Below are 22,012 nucleotides of genomic sequence, written 5' to 3'. Positions count from 1 at the left end.
AAAAAGAAGGCCGCGGGGCATGGCGCCGCGGCCTTTTGCGTGGCGGGGCGCGCGGCCCCGTTTACCGTGCCGCCGCCCCGTCGCGGCGGTGGAGCCAGCGTGCGGCCACCAGGCAGCCCAGCGCCAGCAGCGCGCCGTAGGCCAGCAGGGACAGGCCGGCCGCGGCGTGCGATTGGGCCGCCCAGGCGAGCTGGTTCCAGGTCATCGACATCAGCACGCTCAGGCCCAGTCCGATGCCCAACGCCTGGGCGAACCAGAACGCAACACTGCCCAGCGCCACGGCGCGGCCGATGCCGGGGCGTTCCAGGGGACGCGGCAGCACCTTCAGGCAGACCAGCACGGTCAGCGCCAGCAGGAACACGGGCAGCACCCAGTAGCCCAGCGCGTACTGCGCCCAGCCTGCGTCCAGCGTCTGCATCTGCAGATAGCCGCCCAGGATGATCGACACGCTCGTCTGCCACGCCAGGACGGTCAGGCCGCAAATCCAGGCGACGTCGCGCCGCGTCATGGCCGGGCTGCCGGGCGGTCCGGCGGGGGCGGCCGTCCAGGCCGCGATGCGCAGCGCCAGGCAGATCCCGATGATGTCCAGCAGGACGGTGACGACGCGGATCAGGAGATTCATCGCGATGAACCGTCCGGTGATGTCCAGCCCGAACCATGTCTCCAGCAGCGATCCGCTCTTGATCAGCGTCGCCAGCATCGCATTCTGCGCGATGGCCACGCCGCTCGTCAGGCACAGCGTGTAAAGGGCCTGCAGGGCGAGAAACGTGCCGAGCAGCCTGCCCGGCTGGTCGACGGCGCTGGCGTTGTGGCGCGCCAGCCAATGGCGCGTCGCGCCCCAGGCCGCCACGCCGACGATCAGCAGGGTGGACGCCACGTTGGCCAGCAGCGGGGCCAGCACCGGGGGCTGCGTGAAGCTTTCCCGGATCTGGTCCAGGTAGGGCGAAGGCCCCATCAGCGAATAGGCCTGCACGAGCGCGGTGTACGCCAGCCGCAGCAGCACGGCGGCGACGGCGATGCGCCAGGCGAGGGAAGGAGCGGGACGGGCGAGGTCGGTCATCGGCGCGGCGTATGAACAGGGGGCGCTGGCAAACGGCAGCGGCTGAAAACAGGGAGCGACCATAGCACGTCCGCGCCGACGCCGCGCCGCGGGGACGTGTCGTGTGCATTCAAATGTTACGCAACGGGCGCTAGGGGAAAACCCAAACAAGTCGTCTCGCCCGGCTATAATCCAAATTTCCCGCACGCGCCCGCTCGTCCCGGGCGCTCATTACGATGACCAAATACGTATTTGTCACCGGCGGTGTGGTGTCTTCCCTGGGCAAGGGCATCGCCGCCGCGTCGCTTGCCGCCATCCTTGAGTCGCGTGGTTTGCAGGTAACCATGCTGAAGCTCGACCCCTACATCAACGTCGATCCGGGCACGATGAGCCCGTTCCAGCATGGTGAAGTGTTCGTCACGGAAGACGGCGCCGAGACCGACCTGGACCTGGGCCACTACGAGCGCTTCATTTCCGCTCGCATGCACAAGGTGAACAACTTCACCACCGGCCAGATCTACGAATCCGTGCTGCGCAAGGAGCGCCGTGGCGACTACCTGGGCAAGACCGTCCAGGTGATTCCCCACATCACGAACGAAATCCAGGACTTCATCGCCCGTGGCGCCGAAGCCGGCTGGAATGGCAACACCGACGTTGCCATCGTCGAGATCGGCGGCACGGTGGGCGACATCGAGTCCCTGCCGTTCCTCGAAGCCGCTCGCCAGATGAGCCTGCGCATGGGCCGCAACAACGCGGCCTTCGTCCACCTGACGCTGGTGCCCTTCATCGCCTCCGCCGGCGAACTGAAGACCAAGCCCACGCAGCATTCGGTGCAGAAGCTGCGCGAGATCGGCATCTACCCGAACGCGCTGCTGTGCCGCGCCGACCGTCCCATTCCGGACGACGAGCGCGCCAAGATCTCGATGTTCTCCAACGTGCCCCTGGACGCGGTCATCTCCGTCTGGGACGCCGACTCCATCTACAAAATCCCCGCCATGCTGCACAAGCAGGGCGTGGACAACATCGTGTGCGAGGCCCTGGGCCTGACCCCGCCGCCGGCCGACCTGTCCATGTGGGACAACCTGGTCGAGGCGCTGGAACACCCCGAGCACCAGCTCACCATCGGCATGGTCGGCAAGTACGTCGACCTGACCGAGTCGTACAAGTCGCTGACCGAAGCGCTGGTCCACGCCGGCATCCACACGCGCTCGAAGATCAACATCGAGTACATCGACTCGGAAGACATCGAAACCCGCGGCACCGACCAGCTCAAGCACCTGGACGCCATCCTGGTTCCGGGCGGCTTCGGCAAGCGCGGCACCGAGGGCAAGATCGCCGCGATCCGCTACGCCCGTGAAAACGGCGTGCCCTACCTGGGCATCTGCCTGGGCATGCAGTTGGCCGTCATCGAGTTCGCGCGCCACGTCGCCGGCCTGGGCGGCGCCAACAGCACGGAATTCGATCCCTCCGCGCCGCATCCGGTCGTCGCCCTCATCACCGAGTGGATGGACCGCGAAGGCAAGGTCGAAAAGCGCGACACGACGTCCGACCTGGGCGGCACCATGCGCAAGGGCGCGCAGCGCGTGCCGATCAAGGCCGGCACCCGCGCGCAGGCCATCTACGGCGACGAGGTGAACGAGCGTCACCGTCACCGCTACGAGGTCAACAACGTCTACGTGCCGCGCCTTGAAGAAGCCGGCATGGTGATCAGCGCCCGCACCCCGTCCGAGAACCTGCCGGAAATGATGGAATTGCCCAACCACCCGTGGTTCGTGGGCGTGCAGTTCCACCCGGAGTTCACGTCCACCCCGCGCGACGGCCATCCGCTGTTCTCCAGCTACATCCGCGCCGCCATCGAGCAGAAGGCTCGCCGCGGCCAGGAGGCCTGATGCGTGTCCGCGGCCTCGAGTTCCGTAAGCGGATCCTCGGGGCCGCGGGCCGATTTCCCAGCGCCGCCCTATACGGCGGCGCTTCTTTCGGATACAACCGATTAGCATCGGATATGCGTCGCCCGTGCGCCTTGCGCGACACTGGCGGCGGCGCCGTATCCGGCGCCAGACCGAAATCAACGCAACTGCTCTGAAGGAACCCCATGAGTGCCTATCTCATCGCCGACGTCAATGTGACCAAGCCCGCGCAGTACGAAGACTACAAGCGCCTGTCCACGCTCGCCATGCGCGCGTACGATGCCAAGGTCCTGGTGCGCGGCGGCGAGTCCAAGCACCTCGAGGGGCGTGAACCCGGCCGCACCGTCGTCATGGAATTTCCGTCCATGGCCGCGGCCCAGGCGTTCTACGACTCCTGGCAGTACCGCCGTGCCCGCAATGCCCGCGAAGGCGCGGCCGTCATGAATATGTTTATCGTTCAGGGAATGTAAAGTCATGAGTGCAATCGTCGACATCATCGGCCGCGAGATTCTGGATTCGCGCGGCAACCCCACCGTGGAATGCGATGTGCTGCTGGAATCCGGCGCCATGGGCCGTGCGGCCGTGCCGTCCGGCGCATCCACCGGCGCCCGCGAAGCCATCGAGCTGCGCGACGGCGACAAGGGCCGTTATCTGGGCAAGGGCGTGCTGCGCGCCGTTGAAAACCTGAATACGGAAATCTCCGAAGCCCTGATGGGCCTGGACGCCCAGGAACAGACGTTCGTCGATCGCACGCTGATCGAACTGGACGGCACCGAATCCAAGGAACGCCTGGGCGCCAACGCCATCCTGGCGGCCAGCATGGCCGTGGCCCGCGCCGCCGCCGACGAATCGGGCCTGTCCCTGTACCGCTATTTCGGCGGCAGCGGCCCCATGAGCATGCCCGTCCCGATGATGAACGTCATCAACGGCGGCGCGCACGCCAACAACACGCTCGACCTGCAGGAACTGATGATCCTGCCGGTGGGCGCGGGCAGCTTCCGCGAAGCCCTGCGCTGGGGCGCTGAAGTCTTCCACATGCTCAAGAAGCTGATTCACGGCCAGGGCATGTCCACCGCCGTGGGCGACGAGGGCGGTTTCGCGCCCAACGTGCCCAGCCACGAGGCCGCCATCCAGCTCATCCTCAAGGCCATCACCGAAGCCGGCTACGAGCCGGGCACGCAGATCGCCCTGGGCCTGGACTGCGCCAGCTCCGAGTTCTACCGCGACGGCAAGTACACGCTGGCCGGCGAAGGCGGCATTTCGCTGTCCTCGCAGGAATTCACCAACCTGCTGGCCACGTGGTGCGACAAGTACCCCATCATTTCCATCGAAGACGGCATGGCCGAAAACGACTGGGAAGGCTGGAAGCTGCTGACCGACCAGCTCGGCAAGAAGGTGCAACTGGTGGGCGACGACCTGTTCGTCACCAACACCAAGATCCTGCGTGAAGGCATCCAGAAGGGCGTCGCCAACTCGATCCTCATCAAGATCAACCAGATCGGCACCCTGACGGAAACCTTCGCCGCCATCGAAATGGCCAAGCGCGCCGGCTACACCGCCGTCGTGTCGCACCGTTCGGGCGAAACCGAAGACTCCACCATCGCCGACATCGCCGTGGCGACCAACGCCATGCAGATCAAGACCGGCTCGCTGTCGCGCTCGGATCGCATGGCCAAGTACAACCAGCTCCTGCGCATCGAAGAGGAATTGGCTGAAGTCGCGTCGTATCCTGGCCTGGAAGCCTTCTACAACCTGCGTTGATAAGAAGCGCGGCCCCGGCACCCAGCCCGGGCCGCATCCACGCCACGACTGCTGAGGTTCCCGCGTATGCGCCTGCTGTTCCTGGTGCTGTTCGTGCTGCTAGGCCTGATCCAATACCCGCTCTGGCTGGGTAAGGGCGGGTGGTTCAAGGTCTGGGATCTGCAACGCCAGGTGGCCGAGCAGCGCGAGACCAATGAAGGCCTGCGCGCGCGCAACGCCGCGCTTGAAGCCGAAGTGCGGGATCTGGAAGGCGGTTCCGGCGCCATCGAGGAGCGGGCGCGCGGGGAACTGGGCATGATGCGCGAAGGGGAAGTGTTCGTGCACATCCTTCCGCAAAATACCCAGCCGCCTGCCGGTGCCTCGCTGTCCGCCGAGACCGCGCCCAAGCCCGCGCCGGCACGCGCCGCCGCACCGGCCGCCCGGCCCGCGTCGGCCGCGCCTGCCCGGCCCGCCGCCAACGGCGCCACGACTTCCAACACCGCCGCCCGCCACTGAGGCCGGGCGCGCATTTCCCTGGCGCCGCCGACGCTGGGCATCGACCCCAGCCGCGGCCGGCGCTTGCCCCCGGCCCGACATCCCGCGGATCGTCCGCCTGGCCCGGTCGCGGCGCCGCGATTCATTCCGGATCGCACTGTTTGCGTCGGCACGCTCCATAGACCACCCCTGGCGGATGCGGCCTCCTGCGGGCCCAGTCCACGGGATGCGAGTGCATCTCCTGCTCCAGCTCGACCACGATGGGCAACAGGCCCTTGGTCTGCGCGTGGCCGGCGTAGCTGTCGTCCTGCCGACCCAGCACGGCCAGCAGTGCCCGCAGCGCCGGCAGCAACGGCTTGTGCAGGTAGGTCAGGCGCAGCTTCAGGGTGTTGGCGCGGAAGATGTCCTGCCCGCCGGGGCGGGGCGGGCGGCGCGCGTGCTGCAGGTCCTGGTAGTCGTTGTCGATGGCCGGCAGGCCGGGCGCCGCGGGCACCTTCAAGCCGGGCCGCGCGTGCTCGCGGAACGAGCGGTCGTCCGGCAGCAGCACTTCAATACGCCAGGGGTCCGACCCGGTCAGCGCCCGCAGTTCGGCCATCGCGTCGTCGAGCCGGCGCGTTGCGCCCGCCTGCCCGTCGGCGTCCGCATGCAGCGGCAGGAGCGCCAGAAGAAACGCCGACCGCATCCGGGCCGGGTCGGCATGACCGGTGGCGCCGGCGCGCGCCGCCTCCGTCAGCGCCAGAAGCGCCATCTGGCGCGCGGCGTGCCAGCGGGCGGCCTCGACCGCCAGCAGGCCCAGCAGCAGCACGATGACGCCCGCCACCGCGAATTCGATGGCGGCGGCGCCACGGTGCCGGCTGGCGGGGCGAGGAAAGGGAGCAAAAACAAAGGCGGTCATGGCTGCGCAGTGTGGCGCGCCCATGACCGCCTGTCGATGAGGACAAACCGGCGTGACGAAAACGGCTCGGCGGGCTTGCCGCCAGGCCGATCAGTGCACGGTGGGAGGCTGCTCTCCGGCAGCCGGCTGGTTGGCGGAGAACAGCGCCGCGCAGTCCACGGCATCGAACTCGTAAGGCTTGCCGCAGAAATCGCAGGCCACGTCGACCTGCCCGCGCTCGGCCAGGATGCTGTTGACCTCTTCCTGGCCCAGCGAGCGCAGCATGTTGGCCACGCGTTCGCGGGTGCAGGGGCAGTGCCAGCTCACCGGCTGCGGTTCGAAGGCGACGAGCGTCTCTTCCCAGAACAGGCGGTGAATCAGCGTGTCGATGTCGGCTTCCAGCATCTCGTCGCGCTTGAGGGTGCCAGCCAGGGCGCCGAGGCGTTCCCAGGTCTCGGTGGCGGCCTGTTCGCTCAGCACCTGCGCATCGGCGCCGCCATGGTGCGGCAGCCGCTGCAGCAGCATGCCCGCGACATGGTCGGCGTCGGCGGACAGCCACAGGCGGGTGTCGAGCTGCTCGGAGGCCTTCATGTAGTGCTGCAAGGCTTGGGCGACGGTCTCGCCCTCGAGGGGCACGATGCCTTGGTAGGCCTGCTGGCCCGGCAGCTTGCGCTGCGGGTCCAGCACGACGATGAACCGCCCGTTGCCGCCGGGGTTGAGCAGGCTCTGCATGTTGCCGTCGGTGGGCACGTCATGGCCTTCGCGCATCTTGACGGTGGCGCGCAGGCTGAGGTCGGAGCGGCATTCCACCACCAGCAGGGCGATGGGGCCGTCGCCCTGGATCTGGAGCACCAGCGAGCCGTCGAACTTGATGTTGGCGGCGAGCAGCGTGGAAGCGGCCACCAGTTCTCCCAGGAGATGGGTGATGGCTGGCGGATAGTCGTGGTTGGCCTGGACGGCCTTCCAGGTGGCAGACATGCGAACCGCTTGCACGCGGACGCTGCGGTCTTCGGTGAGGTATTTTTTGAGCTGATCGGTCATAAAGGAATGTTAGCCGATCGGAGGAGGGTATTCCCCCTGCTGGCAGCAGGGGTTGGGGCGTTCGCCGGGGCGGATCAGGCCAGCCGCTTCAGGGCCGTCTTGTACTGTTGGCCGCGCGCCACGTAGTGGGCGGTGTTCTTGTGCAGATTGGCGATTTCTTCTTCCGAGAGCTCCCGCACGATCTTGCCGATGCCGATCACCAGGGAGTTGTCCGGAATGACGCGGTCTTCGGGAATGATGGCGCCGGCGCCGATCAGGCAGTTGCGCCCGATCACCGCATTGTTCAGGACGATGGCCTGCATGCCGACCAGGGCGCCCTCATGGATGGTGCAGCCGTGCAGCATGGCCTGGTGCCCGACCGTGACGTTCGGGCCGATGGTCATCGGACAGCCGGCATCGACGTGCAGGACGCTGGATTCCTGGATGTTGGTGCCCTGGCGGATCACGATGGCGTCGTTATCGGCCCGGATCGACACCTGCGACCAGATGCTGACCCCGGCTTCCAGCGTCACGTTGCCGATGATGTCGGCGCTGTCGGCCACGTAGGCATGCGGGTCGATGCGCGGGATGAGGTCGTTGAGTTGGTAGATGGCCATGCCTAGGTCTCCGTTTGCCGCGCCGGGGCGGCAACGGGCGCTCCAACGTCTGTCGTGGGCACAACTGCCTGCGCGCGTTCTTCCTCGCGCTGGCGCAGGATGCGCCGCTGGATCTTGCCCGTGGTGGTCATGGGCAATTCGTCCACGTATTCGATTTCCTTGGGGTACTCGTAGGGCGCCAGGCGCTCGCGCACGTGTTCCTGCAGATTCTCGGTGATTTCAGCGCGGTCGCGCTGCGCGAATTCCGGGGTCAGTACGACGTACGCCTTGACCAGCGCTCCGCGCTCGGCGTCCGGCTTGGGCACCACCGCGGCATTGGCGACGGCCGGGTGTCCGACCAGGCAGCTTTCGATTTCGCCCGGGCCGATCCGGTAGCCGGCCGACTTGAACACGTCGTCGGCCCGGCCGGCGTACCAGAGGTAGCCGTCTTCATCGACCGTGGCGAGGTCGCCCGTCAGGCACCAGTCGCCCTTGAACTTGGCCTGCGTGGCGGGCTCGTTGCGCCAGTAGCCCAGGAACATCACCGGGTCGGGAAAGCCGTGAATGTCGAGGCGGTTGACGGCGATCTCGCCCGTCCCGCCGGCGGCGACGGGGACGCCTTCGTCGTCCAGCACGGCCACGTTGTGGCCCGGATACGGCCGGCCCATGGAGCCGGGCTTGGCGGGCCAGCGCTTGTTGCTGTTGCCCACCACGTAGTTCATTTCGGTCTGGCCGAACATCTCGTTGGGCGTCACGCCCAGCGCGTTCCGGCACCAGTCGAACACCGTTTCGCCCACGCTTTCGCCCGCGCTCATGATGGCGCGCAGGGCAAGCTGGTAGCGTTGGCGAGGTTCGGGCACCGCCTTCATCATCATCTTGAGGGCGGTGGGGAAGAGGAACGTGTTCGTGACCTGGTAGCGCTCCAGCAGCTCGAAAGCGCGCTCGACCGAGAAGCGCCCGCGCGTGCCGACGATGGGGTGGCCGAAGTACAGCGTGGGCAGCAGCGCATCCATCATGCCGCCGGTCCAGGCCCAGTCGGCGGGCGACCAGAACACGTCGGCGGGCTTGGGAAACCAGTCCTGCGAGGCGACGAAGCCCGGCAGGTTGCCAATCAGCACGCTGTGGGGAAGCAGCGCGCCCTTGGGGGCGCCCGTGGTGCCGGAGGTATAGAGCAGGATGGCCGGGTCCGAGGAGCGGGTCGGCACGGCCCTGAATTCGTTGGGTTGCCGGGCAAGCAGGCTGCGCCAGGGCAGGACGCGCTCGTCGGCAAAGCCGATGCCGATGACCTGCTGCAGCGCCGGACAGTTGTCGCTGACCGACAGCAGGTTGGCGCTGGAGGCATGATCGACGATGGCGACGCGGGCTTCGGCATCGCACAGGCGGCTCTGGAGCGCCTCGGGGCCGAACAGCGCCGACAGGGGCAACACCACGGCGCCGACGCTGTAGATGGCCATGTGCGCGACCACCGTCTCAGGGCGTTGTCCCAATACCACACCGACCCGGTCGCCCCGGCCCACGCCCATTTTCACCAGGCCGTTGGCCAGTTGATTGGCGGCCTCCGCCAGGCGGGCGAAGGTCCAGACCTCGCGGTTGCCGGATTCATCTTCGTAGTAGATGGCAATGCGCCGCGCATCCGGACTACTGGATGCCCAGCGGTGGCAGCACGCTTCCGCGATGTTGAACTGGGTGGGCACCAGCCAGCGGAATGTTTGGTAGAGCGCCTGATATTGGTCGTTCATGGCCCTATGTTGTGAGCATGTTGCAGCGTGAACGGGCCATGACGCCCGTTACCCAGTTGCAAGCATGACCTAGAGGGGCGTGAACTGCAATATACCCGTTGCGTAACGGGGACGCATACGGGTTATCACGGGTATTTGCCCTGGCGCCGCAGCGCCGAGGGCAGGGCGGGCAGCGTCAGGGATCGTGGGGGGCGGTTGGCCGGATCGCGCTGGCGTTCGGCCTGCATCACCGCCCAGTCCAGGAGCTGGAGCTGGCCGTCGTGGGTTTCCGCCAGGGCCGACAGGCTTTCCACCCAGTCGCCGTCGTTGCAGTACAGGATGCCGCCCACGTCGCGCAGTTCGGCCTTGTGGATGTGGCCGCAGACCACGCCGTCCAGACCGCGCCGGCGGGCCTCGCCCGCCAGGGCTTCCTCGAAGTCGGTGATGAAAGACACCGCGTTCTTGACCTTGTGCTTCAGGTACTGGGACAGCGACCAGTAATGCAGGCCCAGCCGGTGGCGCAGCCGGTTGAAATGGTGGTTGATCCACAGCGCAAGCTGATAGAGCCCGTCGCCCAGGTGCGCCAGCCAGCGGCTGTGCTGGATGACGCCATCGAACTGGTCGCCGTGCAGCACCAAAAGGCGCAGGCCCTTGGCCGTGACGTGCACGTCCTCGTCCAGGACCTCGATGTCGCCAAAGGCAAAGCCCGCGAATTCCCGGGCAAACTCGTCGTGGTTGCCGGGGATGAACACCACGCGCGTGCCGTTGCGCGCCTTGCGCAGGATGCGCTGCACCACGTCGTTGTGCGCCCGGGGCCAGTGCCAGTGCTTGCGCAATTGCCAGCCGTCGACGATGTCGCCGACCAGGTAGAGGGTGTCCGAATCGTTGTGATCCAGGAAATCGAGCAGGAATTCCGCCTTGCACCCGGCAGTGCCCAGGTGAATATCGGAAATCCAGAGGGCGCGCCAGTGCGTGGGTTGGATGTCGTTCACGGTCGCGTCCCTGTGGGCTGTGGTCATGCTTGGGAATGAGACCATCGCGCGATGACGCGCGCGTGACGAATCCGTGACGTAGTTGTGACGGCCGGCGGCGGCGCCCGCGCGCCGCCTGGCCGGCCGGATCAGGACTGTCCGGTGGCTTTTTTGCCCTTGATCCGTTTCCATACGGCGCCGCCCAGGACGGCCGCCGCCAGGATGCCGGCCTTGGCGAACTTGGCCAGGAAAGCGGCGATCACCGCGAACAACCCCAGCTTCTTGGCCGCCACGCCCGCCACCAGGGCTGCCAGCCCGTACTCGGCCACCTTGTCGCTGGAGGCGTCAAAGTCCGCGTAGCGCTTGCCTTCGACGTATTTCAGGTTGTCCAGCAGCGCGAGCACGGCGGCTTTGTCCGTGGGTACGTTGCCCTTTTCGGTGATGAGGTCCAGCGTGATGTAGCCGTCCCGCCCCAGGGCGTAGGTGTTGTAGTTGACCGTGGCGTCGTCTTGCGCCCCGGCGTCCTTGTGCTTGGCCGCGACGGACCAGACGAGGCGCTGCGTGGTGCTGTCGTACCTGGGCGCTTCCACCCAGCCGTCGACCGTCAGTTCCGGGAATCCGCGCTTCCTGCGTTCCTCATTGGACGCTTCCGTGCCCTCGCGCAGGCTGTCCAGCAACTCGCCGACGTTCCAGTTCCGGGCGTCGTCGTCCTTGATGTAGCCGGCCTTGTCGAAATTGACGGTGACCACCCAGTCCTCGTCATCGCTTTTGGGCATCACCACGCCCAGCAGCGACGGGTCCTTGCCGTTGCCATAGGCCTGCATCAGCCGTTCGGCCTGCGTGCGCGGCACGAAGAACATGCTTGGCGGCAGTTTCAGGGTTGCCTGGTCGCCAAGGGTGACATCGGTGGGGCCTTGCAGCGCCGCGGCAAAAGCGGCTTTGGTCGCCAGTTCGATTTCTTGCTGGGCCGATGCGTTCTGGGCGGACGCGCCGGCGGGCAGGAGCAACAGCGCACTGGCGAAGGCCAGCGACAGGCGGGTAATGAGTGCGCGCATGGGGAGAGTGAAGCCGTCAGTTAAATGGGGCCTCATTGTCTTGGCGGTCGCCTGTCATCTTTCTGAACACTCACCCAACGTCACAAGCGCCGCGCGGGCGTGAAACGGGATGTGTCCGGAAGGGCGCCGCCCGGGCGCGGCAATGCCTTCAGCGGGCGTTTTTGCCCTTTGCCTGCGGCGCGTTGCGCAGCCGCGTCCCGAGGATCCGGTCGTGCAGGAACTGCCCGTCGGGATCCAGCCAGGACCAGATGAAAATGGTGAAGGGCGCCGCGACGATGAACATGTCCACCGAGGGCCAGCCCGTGGCGGCGGCGGCCGCCCAGACCACGGCCGCGCCCGCCAGCACCAGCGGCCACGCGAGAAGGTAGCGCAGGACCAGCAAGCCGGTGGACGGCGTGTTGCCATGGCGGTCCACCAGCCGGATGTTCCATGTCTTCATGGGCAGCGTCTGGCCGCGGCGGCGCCAGCACAGGACGAAATAGGCGCCGATCGCCACGAACAACCAGGCCTGCCTGGCCGCCCGCAGCTCCAGGGCATTCCTGCTCTGGGTCAGCGTATCCATCAGGTAGCCCGCCAGGAACACCACGCCAAACAGCAGCACGGCTTCGTACATCATGCAGGCGAATCGGCGCAGCCGATTGGGGGTCTGGTCGAGGGGGGCGTCGGTCATGGACCGGTATTATCCATAAATCGGCGAGGGACGAAAAAAAACCCGCCGGTAAGGGCGGGTCTATAAAAGGGGCTATGCAGCCCCCAAGGGGAAAATCTTTAGGCCCGAGGGCCTGGGCCATGATCAGGCAGCGGAATGCGCGTTCTTGGCGCTCGTCTTGCCAGCCAGGGCCTTGATGCCGTGGGCCAGCTTGCGCAGGCCTGCAGCCAACGCCCGCATCGGGTGCGGACGGAATTGTTCTTCAATAGCCTGGAGCATCAGTTGACGCTCGAGTTCGTCGGTCAGGCGGATGGTGTTGTTCGCGTTGATCACAATAGCCTCCACGGGCTTGCACAGTTGTTTGCTACTAGGGATAACCCGAATTATAGGGGTTTACCCTGAAACTATGCAAGCGGTGGGTGCACGCTGGTGCAACTTGGCAACACCTTGGTGCTGATGATGCCCCAAAACCGCGCGGCCGGGGACCATGAGCAAAGATAGGGGCGTCATGTTGCGGCGCTTTTACAACGCGCCGCCCCTACGTTCGAGGAATGCGGTTGCCGCCCCGGGGGCGACGGTCAGGCGTCGCGGTAGCCCGCGGCCACCAGTTCGAAGCCGAACAGGCGGCAGTCCAGCGCGCCGTTGTGCAGCGGGATGCGGCGTTTGGGCTTCAGGCGCATCTGGTTGGGTAGCGTCAGGTCGCTGGTGATGACGTGCAGTTCCCATCCCGCGAAATTGTGCTTCAGGCACGTGGCCCATTCGCGCCACAGGTCGGGATCCTGTTCGGCGCCCATGCGTTCGCCGTAGGGCGGATTGGTGACGATCCAGCCGTGGTCGGCGGGCGCCGTCACATTGCGGGCGTCGCCGACTTCGAACCGGATGGAATCGGCGGTCAGCCAGGCGCGTTCGGCGTTGTTGCGGGCGTACTCGATGGCCTGCGGATTCAGGTCGTAGCCGACCAGCGGGGCTTCGAGTTGCGGCAGGATGCGGGCGCGGGCGTCTTCCTTCAGGTCGCGCCAGCGATAGGCGTCGTGATCGCGCAGGCGCTCGAAACCGAACGGACGGGAAATGCCGGGCGGCACGCCCAGGGCGATCCAGGCCCCTTCGATCAGGATGGTGCCGGAGCCGCAGAAGGGGTCCAGCAGCGGCGCGGCGGGGTCCCACCCGGCCAGCGCCAGCATGCCGGCCGCCAGGTTTTCACGCAGCGGCGCCTCGCCCTTGTCCAGCCGCCACCCGCGTTTGAAGAGGGACTCGCCCGAGGTGTCCAGGTACAGCGTGGCGGTATGGCCCGTCAGGAAAAGGTGCACGCGGGCGTCCGGGCGCACCGTGTCGATGCTGGGACGTTCGCCTTCGAGTTCGCGCAGCCGGTCGCAGATGCCGTCCTTGGCGCGCAGGTTGCAGTACTGCAGGCTTTGCACCGGGCTCTTGATGGCCGAGGTGTCCACGCGCAGCGTCTGTTCGGCGCCGAACCAGCGTTCCCAGGGGGTGTCGCGCGCCAGGTCCAGGATGTCGTCTTCGTGCGAGATCTCGGCGTGCGCCACCTGCACCAGGATGCGCGTGGCCAGGCGCGAATACAGATTGGCGCGCTGGATGCCGGACCAGTCGGACGTGAACGAGCAGCCCGCCCGGCCGGCCTTGGCATCTTCGTAACCGAGCGCCTGCATTTCGGCGGTCAGCGCCTCTTCCAGGCCCTGCGGGCAGGGAGCGAAGACCGTGAAGATCTCGGCCTGGCGCGGCTCGCGGGGGCGGCGGGTGCGGGTTTCGATCCGTGGCGCGGCGGGCTCGCGGAAGGTGTCGGCGTCCTCGGCGTAGGCGGGCGCGCGCGAGGCGTCGGCATCCCTGGCAAAGGCCGGTTCGTCCGCGTAGTCCGGCTCCGGCGCGAATTCCGGCGCGGGGCCGTCGTCCTCGAAGGGATCGTAGAACCGGCCGGCCGGCGTGGCCGGGGCGATGTATTGGTCGTCGCGCAGGCGCGGGGCGCGCTGCGGGGGGCGCCCCGAGCGCGAGCCGGGCGCTGCGTCGCGCGCCGAGTCCCCGCGGCCCGCGTCGGACGCGCCGCGGCGGGGTGCGGGACGATCCGCCGGGGCGCGTTCGCCCTGTCCGCGCGCGTACTGCCCACGTTCGCCTTGGCTGCGTTCGGAGCGACTGCGTTCGGGCTGGCCGGCGCGGCCTGCCGGACCGCGTGCGCTGTCGCCGCGGCCGCCGGCCGGGGATTTGCGCGCGCCGCGGGCTTCTTCTTCCTGGCGCCGCTGGTAGCCGACGGGGTCTTTCTGGCGTTCGATGTTTTCGCGGCTGCGCTCGATCTGCGCAACCAGGCGCGCGCGCGCGCCGGTGCGGGTGCGCTTGGCCGTGCCTTCGGCGTGGGCGTCGCGGGCCGTTTTCTTGATCGTCAGCGTCTTGCGCGGGCGGTCCTGTTCATCAGAGGACATACGAATCCTGGCGAATGTGCAAAGGTAGGGGTATCAGAAGGGTTTGACGACGACCAGCGCCACCACCACCAAGAGCAGCAAGACGGGAACTTCGTTGAACCAGCGATAAAACGTGTGCGAACGGGTGTTCTTGCCCTGTTCGAATTTGCGTAGCATGAGGCCACAGGCGTGATGGTAGCCGATGACGAGCAGCACGAAAAAGAGTTTGGCGTGCATCCAGCCGTTGCCGGGGCCCACGCCGATGCGGTAGCCCAGGTACAGCCACATCCCGAAGATGATGGCCACGACGGCCAGGATGGTGGTGAAACGATACAGGCGGCGCGCCATGCCGAGCAGCGTCGCCTGGACGGCCTGGTCCGACTGCTGCGCCAGGTTCACGAAGATGCGCGGCAGGTAGAACAGGCCGGCAAACCAGGAAGCGATGAAGACGATGTGAAAAGTCTTGACCCAGAGCATGGCCATGGCGCGATCCGATCGAGGAAAGCCGCATTGTAAGCCTCCAGGGGCGTGCGCCAGCCAATGCACCCGGTGTCTGACGCCCGTGGGAGACGGGCGTCAGCCTGGGTGGATGTGCCAAGGGTGTCAGGCACCCCTCAGATCACATACAGATCCACATATTCGTGGACCGGCATCGCCTCCAGCGTCTGCTGGTCCAGCGAGGCGGCGAGGATGCGCTGCTGCTGGCGCGCCGGGAATACGCGGGCCAGGTTGGTGCGGAACTTGGCTTCCAGCAGCGGTATGCCCTCTGGGCGGCGGCGCTTGTGGCCGATGGGGTACTCGCAGACGATTTCGTCCAGCGCGGTGCCGTCCTTGAATTGCACGGTGAGCGCATTGGCGATCGAGCGCTTGGCCGGGTTGTGATAGTCGCTGGTGTAGGCCGGGTCCTCGACGCAGACGATCCTGTCGCGCAGCGCATCGATGCGCGGATCCTGCGCGACGTCGTCTTCGTAGTCGGCGGCGGTCAGGCGGCCGAACAGCACCGGCACGGCCACCATGTACTGGATGCAGTGGTCGCGGTCGGCGGGATTGTCCAGCGGACCCTTCTTGTCGATGATGCGGATGCAGGCTTCGTGCGTGCGGATGCGGATCTGCGCGATGTCGTCCGCGGTCTTGCCCAGCGATTTGAGCCGGTCGTGGATCTGCATGGCGCATTCCACCGCGGTCTGCGCGTGGAACTCGGCGGGGAACGAGATCTTGAACAGCACGTTCTCCATCACGTAGCTGCCGTAGGGACGCTGGAACTTGAATGGCTGGCCCTTGAAGAGCACGTCGTAAAAGCCCCAGGTCTTGGCCGTCAGCACCGAGGGGTAGCCCATTTCGCCGGTCCGCGCGATGAGCGCGAGCCGCACCGCGCGGCTGGTCGCATCGCCGGCCGCCCAGCTCTTGCGGCTGCCGGTGTTGGGCGCGTGGCGGTAGGTGCGCAGGCTCTGGCCGTCGACCCAGGCCAGCGACACTGCATTGATCACTTCGTCGCGGGTCAGGCCCAGCATCTGCGCGACGACGGCCGTAGAGGCCACTTTGACCAGCACCACGTGGTCCAGGCCGACCTTGTTGAAGGAATTTTCCAGCGCGATGCAGCCCTGGATCTCGTGCGCCTTGATCATGCCGGTCAGCACGTCGCGCATGGACAGCGGCGGTTTGCCTGAAGCGGCCGCCGTGCGCGACAGCCAGTCGGCCGTGGCCAGGATGCCGCCCAGGTTGTCGGACGGGTGGCCCCATTCGGCGGCCAGCCAGGTGTCGTTGAAATCCAGCCAGCGGATCATCGCGCCGATGTTGAACGCGGCCTGGACCGGATCGAGCTGGAACTGCGTGCCGGGCACCTTGGCGCCATGGGGCACCACGGTGCCCGGCACGACCGGGCCCAGCAGCTTGCGGCACGCCGGATATTCCAGCGCCTCCAGGCCGCAGCCCAGCGTATCGATCAGGCAGTTGCGCGCGGTTTCGTACGCCAGCTCGCTGCGGATTTCGTAGTTGAGAACGTAGTCCGCGATGTCGGCCAGGACCTGGTCGGGATCGGGACGTACGTTGGAGATCGGGGCAGACATCGCGGTACCTCTTTCGGAAAGTGGATACAGGTGGCCATGACGCGCCCTCGATCCCGTCTTACTTGCGCTTGTCGATGGGCACGAACTTCTGGTCTTCCGGACCCACGTAGTTGGCGGTGGGGCGGATGATCTTGTTGTCGATGCGCTGCTCGATGATGTGGGCCGACCAGCCCGCGGTGCGCGCGATGACGAACAGCGGGGTGAACATGGCGGTGGGCACGCCCATCATGTGATAGCTCACGGCCGAGAACCAGTCGAGGTTGGGGAACATCTTCTTGACGTCCCACATGACGGTTTCCAGGCGTTCGGCGATGTCGAACATCTTGGTCGTGCCGGCCTTCTTGGACAGCTTCTTGGCGACTTCCTTGATGACCTTGTTGCGCGGATCGGAGACCGTGTAGACCGGATGGCCGAAGCCGATGATGACTTCCTTGGCTTCGACGCGGCGGCGGATGTCGGCCTCGGCTTCTTCGGGCGTCTCGTAGCGCTTCTGCACCTCGAAGGCCACTTCGTTGGCGCCGCCGTGCTTGGGGCCGCGCAGGGCGCCGATGGCGCCGGAGATGGCCGAGAACATGTCCGAACCGGTGCCGGCGATGACGCGGGCCGTGAACGTGGACGCGTTGAATTCGTGCTCGGCGTACAGGTTCAGGGAGATGTGCATCGCCTTGACCCATTCGTCGCTGGGCTTTTCGCCGTGCAGCAGGTGCAGGAAATGGCCGCCGATGCTGTCGTCGTCGGTCTGCACGTCGATGGTGCGGCCGTTGTGGCTGTAGTGGTACCAGTAGAGCAGGGCCGAACCCAGGTTGGCCATCAGGCGGTCTGCGATGTCGCGCGCGCCCGGGGTGTTGTGGTCGTCCTTTTCGGGCAGCACGCAGCCCAGCACCGACACGGCCGTGCGCATGACGTCCATCGGGTGGCTGGCGGCGGGTAGGGCTTCCAGGGCGATCTGAAGCTGCGTGGGCAGGCCGCGCAGGCTGCGCAGCTTTTCCTTGTAGGCCTTCAGTTCGGCCTTGTTGGGCAGCTTGCCATGGACCAGCAAGTGGGCGATTTCCTCGAACTCGCTGGTGTGCGCGATGTCCAGGATGTCATAGCCGCGGTAGTGCAGGTCGTTGCCGCTGCGGCCGACGGTGCACAGTGCGGTGTTGCCCGCGACCACGCCGGACAGCGCAACCGACTTCTTGGGCTTGAAACCGGCTTTTTCTTCCGGCTTGGCGTCCGACTTGGCTTCTTGCTTCTTGGGAACCGTGCTCATGTCTCTACTCCTTTCCTTACGCGATGGACGATGCAATGGGTGGCGGGCCACGCCGCGGGTCTGCCGCGGCGTGGCCTGGTCGTTGCGGGATTACGCTTTGCCCTTCTGGAAGAGCGCATCCAGTCTGGATTCGAATTCGTGATAGCCGATGCGGTCGTAGAGCTCTTCGCGCGTCTGCATCAGGTCGACCACATTCTTCTGGTGGCCATCGCGGCGGATGGCGGTGTAGACGGCCTCGGCGGCCTTGTTCATGGCGCGGAAGGCGGACAGCGGATAGAGCACCATGCCCACGCCCACGCTCTTGAGTTCTTCGACCGAGAAGAGCGGGGTCTTGCCGAATTCGGTGATGTTGGCCAGCACCGGCACCTTGACTGCCTTGACGAAGCGGTCGTAGGTGGGCAGGTCGTAGGCGGCTTCGGCGAAGATCGCGTCGGCGCCCGCTTCCACGCAGGCCAGCGCGCGCTCGATGGCGGCGTCCACGCCGTGCGAGGCGATCGCGTCGGTGCGGGCGATCAGGTAGAAATCGCTGTCGGTGCGCGCGTCGGCGGCGGCCTTCACGCGGTCGGCCATTTCCTCGGTGGTGACGATTTCCTTGCCCGGACGGTGGCCGCAGCGCTTGGCGCCGACCTGGTCCTCGATGTGGCAGGCGGCGGCGCCGAACTTGATCAGGCTCTTGACGGTGCGGGCGATGTTGAATGCCGACGGCCCGAAGCCGGTGTCGATGTCCACCAGCAGCGGCACGTCGCACACGTCGGTGATGCGGCGCACGTCGGTCAGGACGTCGTCCATGGTGTTGATGCCCAGGTCGGGCAGGCCCAGCGAGCCGGCTGCGACGCCGCCGCCGGACAGGTAGATGGCGCGGTAGCCGGCGCGCTTGGCCAGCAGGGCGTGGTTCGCGTTGATGGCGCCGATGATCTGCAGGGGATGCTCTTCGGCGAGCGCGCGGCGAAAGAGGGCGCCGGGCGATTCGGGTCTGGACATGGTTGTCTCCTGTTCTTGGTCGCCCACGACCTTAGCGTGGGTCCGAAAAATAAATCTGTCCCCTGCACGACAATCGGTTGTGGCTGGGCAATGAGACAGGTGTATTTGCCGGTACTGCCGAGGGCGCGGGACCGCGTATTCCGGTCCCGCTTAAGGAATGGGCCCGCATGAACGGGCCCAAACCTTTACTGCGCGCTGCTTACTTCAGCAGGTCCTTGACGCCGTCGCGCTCTTCGAGGAGCTCTTTCAGCGTGAAGTCCAGGCGCTCACGCGAGAAGGCGTCGATTTCCAGGCCTTCGACGCGCTTGTACTCGCCGTTTTCGGTGATGACCGGCACGCCGTAGATGATGCCTTCGGGGATGCCGTAGGAGCCGTCCGACGGGATGCCCATCGTGACCCACTTGCCGTTGCTGCCCAGGACCCAGTCACGGACGTGGTCGATGGCGGCGTTGGCGGCCGAAGCGGCCGAGGACAGGCCACGGGCTTCGATGATGGCGGCGCCGCGCTTGCCCACGGTGGGGATGAACGTGTCGCGGTTCCAGGCGTCGTCGTTGATCAGCTTGGCGAGCGATTCGCCGCCGACCGTGGCGAAGCGGTAGTCGGGGTACATGGTGGGCGAGTGGTTGCCCCACACGACCAGCTTTTCGATGTCGGCGACGGCCTTGCCAGACTTGGCGGCCAGTTGCGACAGGGCGCGGTTGTGGTCCAGGCGCAGCATGGCGGTGAAGTTCTTGGCCGGCAGGTCCGGCGCCGACTTCATGGCGATGTAGGCGTTGGTGTTGGCGGGGTTGCCGACGACCAGAACCTTGACGTTGCGGCTGGCGACGTCGTTCAGGGCCTTGCCCTGGGCCGTGAAGATCTGGGCATTGACCGACAGCAGGTCCTTGCGTTCCATGCCCGGGCCGCGGGGACGGGCGCCAACCAGCAGGGCCACGTCGGCGTCCTTGAACGCGGTGCGCGGGTCGCTGTGCGCGGTGACTTCCTGCAGCAGCGGGAAGGCGCAGTCATCCAGTTCCATGATGACGCCCTTCAGGGCCTTTTGCGCTTTCTCGTCGGGGATTTCCAGCAGTTGCAGGATGACGGGTTGATCTTTACCCAGCATTTCGCCCGAGGCGATGCGGAATAGCAGTGCGTAACCGATTTGGCCGGCGGCGCCGGTGACGGCGACACGCAAGGCAGGCTTGGACATGAACGTTCTCCGTAATGGTTTGGCGAGAATGGATCTCACCAATCAGTGTAATCGTTGGGCGCGGGAATCAGCGCGTGCACGGCCGCTCTGCGCGGGGCGCGGGCAGCTTTGAATCCTAGATCGGATTTACGTGTGCGTCAATTGCTCTTCTATCTTATATAAGACATAAGACGTTGGACAGCTCGCCTCCCGATATGCCACAATAGAGCGTTTGTTCGAATGCGCCGCGGCCCCGCTCGGCCGTGCGTCTGGGCCAGTCTGCAAGACCGGCGGCAGCAGCGCATTGCGGATGGGTTTGCATCCTTTGCGTTGCCCTCTCATTCATCCGGATGAACATGACACTTTCAAGAAGATCCATGGCAGAGCCTCGGCCCGAAACCTCCCTACGCACACGCGCCGCCCGTCCGACGGGCGAGGGGGCCGCTTTCAGTCCACTCTACCGCCAGATCAAGGATCTGCTTGTCCAAAGCCTCGAACGCGGCGAATGGAAGCCCGGCGAGCTCATCCCCAGCGAAATCGATCTGGCCGCCCGTTTCCAGGTGAGCCAGGGCACGGTGCGCAAGGCGGTCGATGAGCTGGCTGCCGAGCACATGCTGTTGCGCCGCCAGGGCAAGGGCACTTTTGTCGCCACCCACCACGAAGCCCGCGTGCGCTACCGATTCCTGCGCCTGGCCCCCGACGAAGAGGGCGAGGCCGGCCGCGCGGAAAGCCGCATCCTGGAATGCCGCCGCATGCGCGCCCCGGCCGAGGTCGCGCGCGCCCTGGACCTGCGGGCCGGCGAGACGGTCGTCATGATCCGCCGCCTGCTGTCCATGGGGCAGACACCCACCGTGCTGGACGACATCTGGCTGCCCGGCTCCATTTTCCGTGGCCTCACCCTCGAGCTGCTGACCGCCAACAAGGCGCCGCTCTATGGCCTGTTTGAATCCGAATTCGGCGTCAGCATGGTGCGCGCGGACGAGAAGCTGCGCGCGGTCGCCGCGCCGGCCGAAGCCTGTACGCTGCTTAATGTTGCCGCCGGCACGCCGTTGTTGCAGGTAGACCGGGTGTCTTACACATACGGTGACCGCCCCATGGAAATTCGCCGGGGGTTGTACTTGACCGATCGATACCACTACCGCAATAGTCTGAATTGATGAGCTTTTTACCTACGATTTGATACCAACCCGTCTCTGGGCGAAAATACCGCGTTTGCCCGCAAGGGCCGCGGCGATTTAGCCGTAACGATTCCCTAGTTCCGAAACACCGAGGCCGTCATGTCCGACACCGCTGCCAAGCCACGTCCGCAGTTTCGCAATATTGGTATTGCGCAAATTGCCAGTTACCGCCTGCCCCTGGCCGGCAAGCTGTCCATCCTGCACCGCGTCAGCGGCGCGTTGTTGTTCCTCTGTCTTCCCTTGGTCATCCTGCCGTTGTTCGCGGCCAGCGTGGCCGCACCCCAGACGTTCGCCGCCGTGGCCGCGTACGCCGGCAATCCGATCGTCAAGCTTGTCCTCCTGGTCCTCATCTGGGGCTACCTGCATCACTTCTGTGCGGGCATCCGGTACCTGATCCTGGATCTGCACATCGGTATCGACAAGCAATCGTCCAAGAAGACCGCCGGCGTGGTGTTCGGCGTCAGCCTCGCGCTGACCCTGGTGTTCGCTCTCAAACTGTTCGGAGTGCTGTAAATGGCCGCCGCTAAAAACTACGGACCCAAGCGCCTGGTCGTCGGCGCCCACTACGGCGTCATGGATTTCATCATCCAGCGCATCACCGCCGTCATCATGGCTGTGTACACGCTGGTGCTGCTCATCGGCATCCTGATGATGCCGGCCTTCACGTACGAACACTGGACCGCGCTGTTCAACTTCTACGTGGGCGTTCTTCCGGTTGGCCAGATCCTGGCCACCCTTGCATTCATTGCGCTGGCCTGGCATGCCTGGATCGGCGTGCGCGACATCTGGATGGACTACGTCAAGTCGGTGGGCGTGCGCCTGCTGCTGCAAGTGCTGACGATCCTCTGGTTGATCGGTTCGGTCGTTTACTTCGCGCAAATCCTCTGGAGCATTTAAG

General features: G+C 66.1%; 22 protein-coding genes. 7 read left to right on the top strand and 15 right to left on the bottom strand.

What is annotated here, in order from left to right; translation table 11 throughout:
* Positions 1-61: 61 nt before the first annotated feature.
* Positions 62-1,060 carry a hypothetical protein gene (locus ACZ50Q_RS21740; protein WP_464079522.1) on the bottom strand — a complete coding sequence of 333 codons (999 nt, stop codon included), beginning with the start codon at positions 1,058-1,060 and terminating at the stop codon, positions 62-64.
* Between the two features lie 215 nt (positions 1,061-1,275).
* Here ACZ50Q_RS21740 and ACZ50Q_RS21735 point away from each other — a divergent pair, with 215 nt between their 5' ends.
* The 4 genes from ACZ50Q_RS21735 (at position 1,276) to ftsB (ending at position 5,202) form a co-directional block, all read left to right on the top strand.
* Entirely contained in the window at positions 1,276-2,928 is a 1,653-nt protein-coding gene (locus tag ACZ50Q_RS21735; RefSeq protein ID WP_092577874.1) for a CTP synthase, read from the top strand.
* 203 nt (positions 2,929-3,131) lie between these two features.
* Positions 3,132-3,416, top strand: coding sequence for a DUF1330 domain-containing protein (locus ACZ50Q_RS21730; protein ID WP_076519431.1), 285 nt, complete (start codon positions 3,132-3,134; stop codon positions 3,414-3,416).
* Between the two features lie 4 nt (positions 3,417-3,420).
* A complete protein-coding gene (gene eno / locus ACZ50Q_RS21725; RefSeq protein WP_054429546.1) occupies positions 3,421-4,707 on the top strand; it encodes a phosphopyruvate hydratase in 1,287 nt (428 codons plus the stop codon).
* 66 nt (positions 4,708-4,773) lie between these two features.
* A complete protein-coding gene (gene ftsB, locus ACZ50Q_RS21720) occupies positions 4,774-5,202 on the top strand; it encodes a cell division protein FtsB (RefSeq protein WP_092577876.1) in 429 nt (142 codons plus the stop codon).
* Positions 5,203-5,323: 121 nt separating this feature from the next.
* Here the strand turns inward: ftsB and ACZ50Q_RS21715 are convergent, their stop codons facing one another.
* The 14 genes from ACZ50Q_RS21715 to ACZ50Q_RS21650 form a co-directional block, all read right to left on the bottom strand.
* Positions 5,324-6,076: a TadE/TadG family type IV pilus assembly protein gene (locus ACZ50Q_RS21715; RefSeq protein WP_464079521.1), complete on the bottom strand. Its 753-nt coding sequence runs from the start codon at positions 6,074-6,076 to the stop codon at positions 5,324-5,326.
* 90 nt (positions 6,077-6,166) lie between these two features.
* On the bottom strand, positions 6,167-7,096 hold the full coding sequence (hslO, locus tag ACZ50Q_RS21710) for an Hsp33 family molecular chaperone HslO (RefSeq protein WP_464079520.1): 930 nt from the start codon (positions 7,094-7,096) through the stop codon (positions 6,167-6,169).
* A gap of 74 nt (positions 7,097-7,170) precedes the next feature.
* Positions 7,171-7,692 carry a gamma carbonic anhydrase family protein gene (locus ACZ50Q_RS21705; RefSeq protein WP_464079519.1) on the bottom strand — a complete coding sequence of 174 codons (522 nt, stop codon included), beginning with the start codon at positions 7,690-7,692 and terminating at the stop codon, positions 7,171-7,173.
* A 2-nt stretch (positions 7,693-7,694) separates the two neighbouring features.
* On the bottom strand, positions 7,695-9,410 hold the full coding sequence (locus ACZ50Q_RS21700) for an acyl-CoA synthetase (protein ID WP_464079518.1): 1,716 nt from the start codon (positions 9,408-9,410) through the stop codon (positions 7,695-7,697).
* 125 nt (positions 9,411-9,535) lie between these two features.
* Positions 9,536-10,408: a UDP-2,3-diacylglucosamine diphosphatase gene (locus ACZ50Q_RS21695; RefSeq protein ID WP_156902810.1), complete on the bottom strand. Its 873-nt coding sequence runs from the start codon at positions 10,406-10,408 to the stop codon at positions 9,536-9,538.
* Between the two features lie 101 nt (positions 10,409-10,509).
* Complete coding sequence (locus tag ACZ50Q_RS21690) at positions 10,510-11,415, bottom strand: DUF2167 domain-containing protein (protein WP_464079517.1); 906 nt, start codon at positions 11,413-11,415, stop codon at positions 10,510-10,512.
* Positions 11,416-11,563: 148 nt separating this feature from the next.
* Complete coding sequence (locus ACZ50Q_RS21685) at positions 11,564-12,085, bottom strand: RDD family protein (protein WP_464079516.1); 522 nt, start codon at positions 12,083-12,085, stop codon at positions 11,564-11,566.
* A gap of 123 nt (positions 12,086-12,208) precedes the next feature.
* Complete coding sequence (locus ACZ50Q_RS21680) at positions 12,209-12,397, bottom strand: hypothetical protein (RefSeq protein WP_175493109.1); 189 nt, start codon at positions 12,395-12,397, stop codon at positions 12,209-12,211.
* A 245-nt stretch (positions 12,398-12,642) separates the two neighbouring features.
* Positions 12,643-14,031: a THUMP domain-containing class I SAM-dependent RNA methyltransferase gene (locus ACZ50Q_RS21675; RefSeq protein WP_464082026.1), complete on the bottom strand. Its 1,389-nt coding sequence runs from the start codon at positions 14,029-14,031 to the stop codon at positions 12,643-12,645.
* 492 nt (positions 14,032-14,523) lie between these two features.
* Complete coding sequence (locus ACZ50Q_RS21670) at positions 14,524-14,952, bottom strand: CopD family protein (protein WP_172805877.1); 429 nt, start codon at positions 14,950-14,952, stop codon at positions 14,524-14,526.
* A 131-nt stretch (positions 14,953-15,083) separates the two neighbouring features.
* Positions 15,084-16,535, bottom strand: a complete 1,452-nt coding sequence (locus ACZ50Q_RS21665) for a bifunctional 2-methylcitrate dehydratase/aconitate hydratase (protein ID WP_464079515.1) — start codon at positions 16,533-16,535, stop codon at positions 15,084-15,086.
* Between the two features lie 58 nt (positions 16,536-16,593).
* On the bottom strand, positions 16,594-17,787 hold the full coding sequence (prpC, locus tag ACZ50Q_RS21660) for a bifunctional 2-methylcitrate synthase/citrate synthase (protein ID WP_464079514.1): 1,194 nt from the start codon (positions 17,785-17,787) through the stop codon (positions 16,594-16,596).
* A 90-nt stretch (positions 17,788-17,877) separates the two neighbouring features.
* Positions 17,878-18,768: a methylisocitrate lyase gene (gene prpB, locus ACZ50Q_RS21655; RefSeq protein ID WP_076519442.1), complete on the bottom strand. Its 891-nt coding sequence runs from the start codon at positions 18,766-18,768 to the stop codon at positions 17,878-17,880.
* 199 nt (positions 18,769-18,967) lie between these two features.
* Positions 18,968-19,957 (bottom strand): malate dehydrogenase, encoded by a 990-nt coding sequence (locus tag ACZ50Q_RS21650; RefSeq protein WP_076519443.1) that lies wholly within the window; start codon positions 19,955-19,957, stop codon positions 18,968-18,970.
* Positions 19,958-20,313: 356 nt separating this feature from the next.
* Here ACZ50Q_RS21650 and ACZ50Q_RS21645 point away from each other — a divergent pair, with 356 nt between their 5' ends.
* The 3 genes from ACZ50Q_RS21645 to sdhD all read left to right on the top strand — a co-directional run bounded on the left by ACZ50Q_RS21645 (position 20,314) and on the right by sdhD (position 22,011).
* On the top strand, positions 20,314-21,093 hold the full coding sequence (locus ACZ50Q_RS21645; protein WP_464079513.1) for a GntR family transcriptional regulator: 780 nt from the start codon (positions 20,314-20,316) through the stop codon (positions 21,091-21,093).
* Positions 21,094-21,213: 120 nt separating this feature from the next.
* A complete protein-coding gene (gene sdhC, locus ACZ50Q_RS21640; protein ID WP_076519444.1) occupies positions 21,214-21,627 on the top strand; it encodes a succinate dehydrogenase, cytochrome b556 subunit in 414 nt (137 codons plus the stop codon).
* Positions 21,628-22,011, top strand: a complete 384-nt coding sequence (gene sdhD, locus ACZ50Q_RS21635) for a succinate dehydrogenase, hydrophobic membrane anchor protein (RefSeq protein WP_076519445.1) — start codon at positions 21,628-21,630, stop codon at positions 22,009-22,011.
* Position 22,012 lies beyond the last annotated feature (1 nt).

The sequence above is a fragment of the Achromobacter sp. T5-5 genome, from assembly GCF_055397965.1.
Note: the sequence above shows the minus strand (reverse complement) of the source record. Positions and strands in the feature narration are given on the sequence as shown.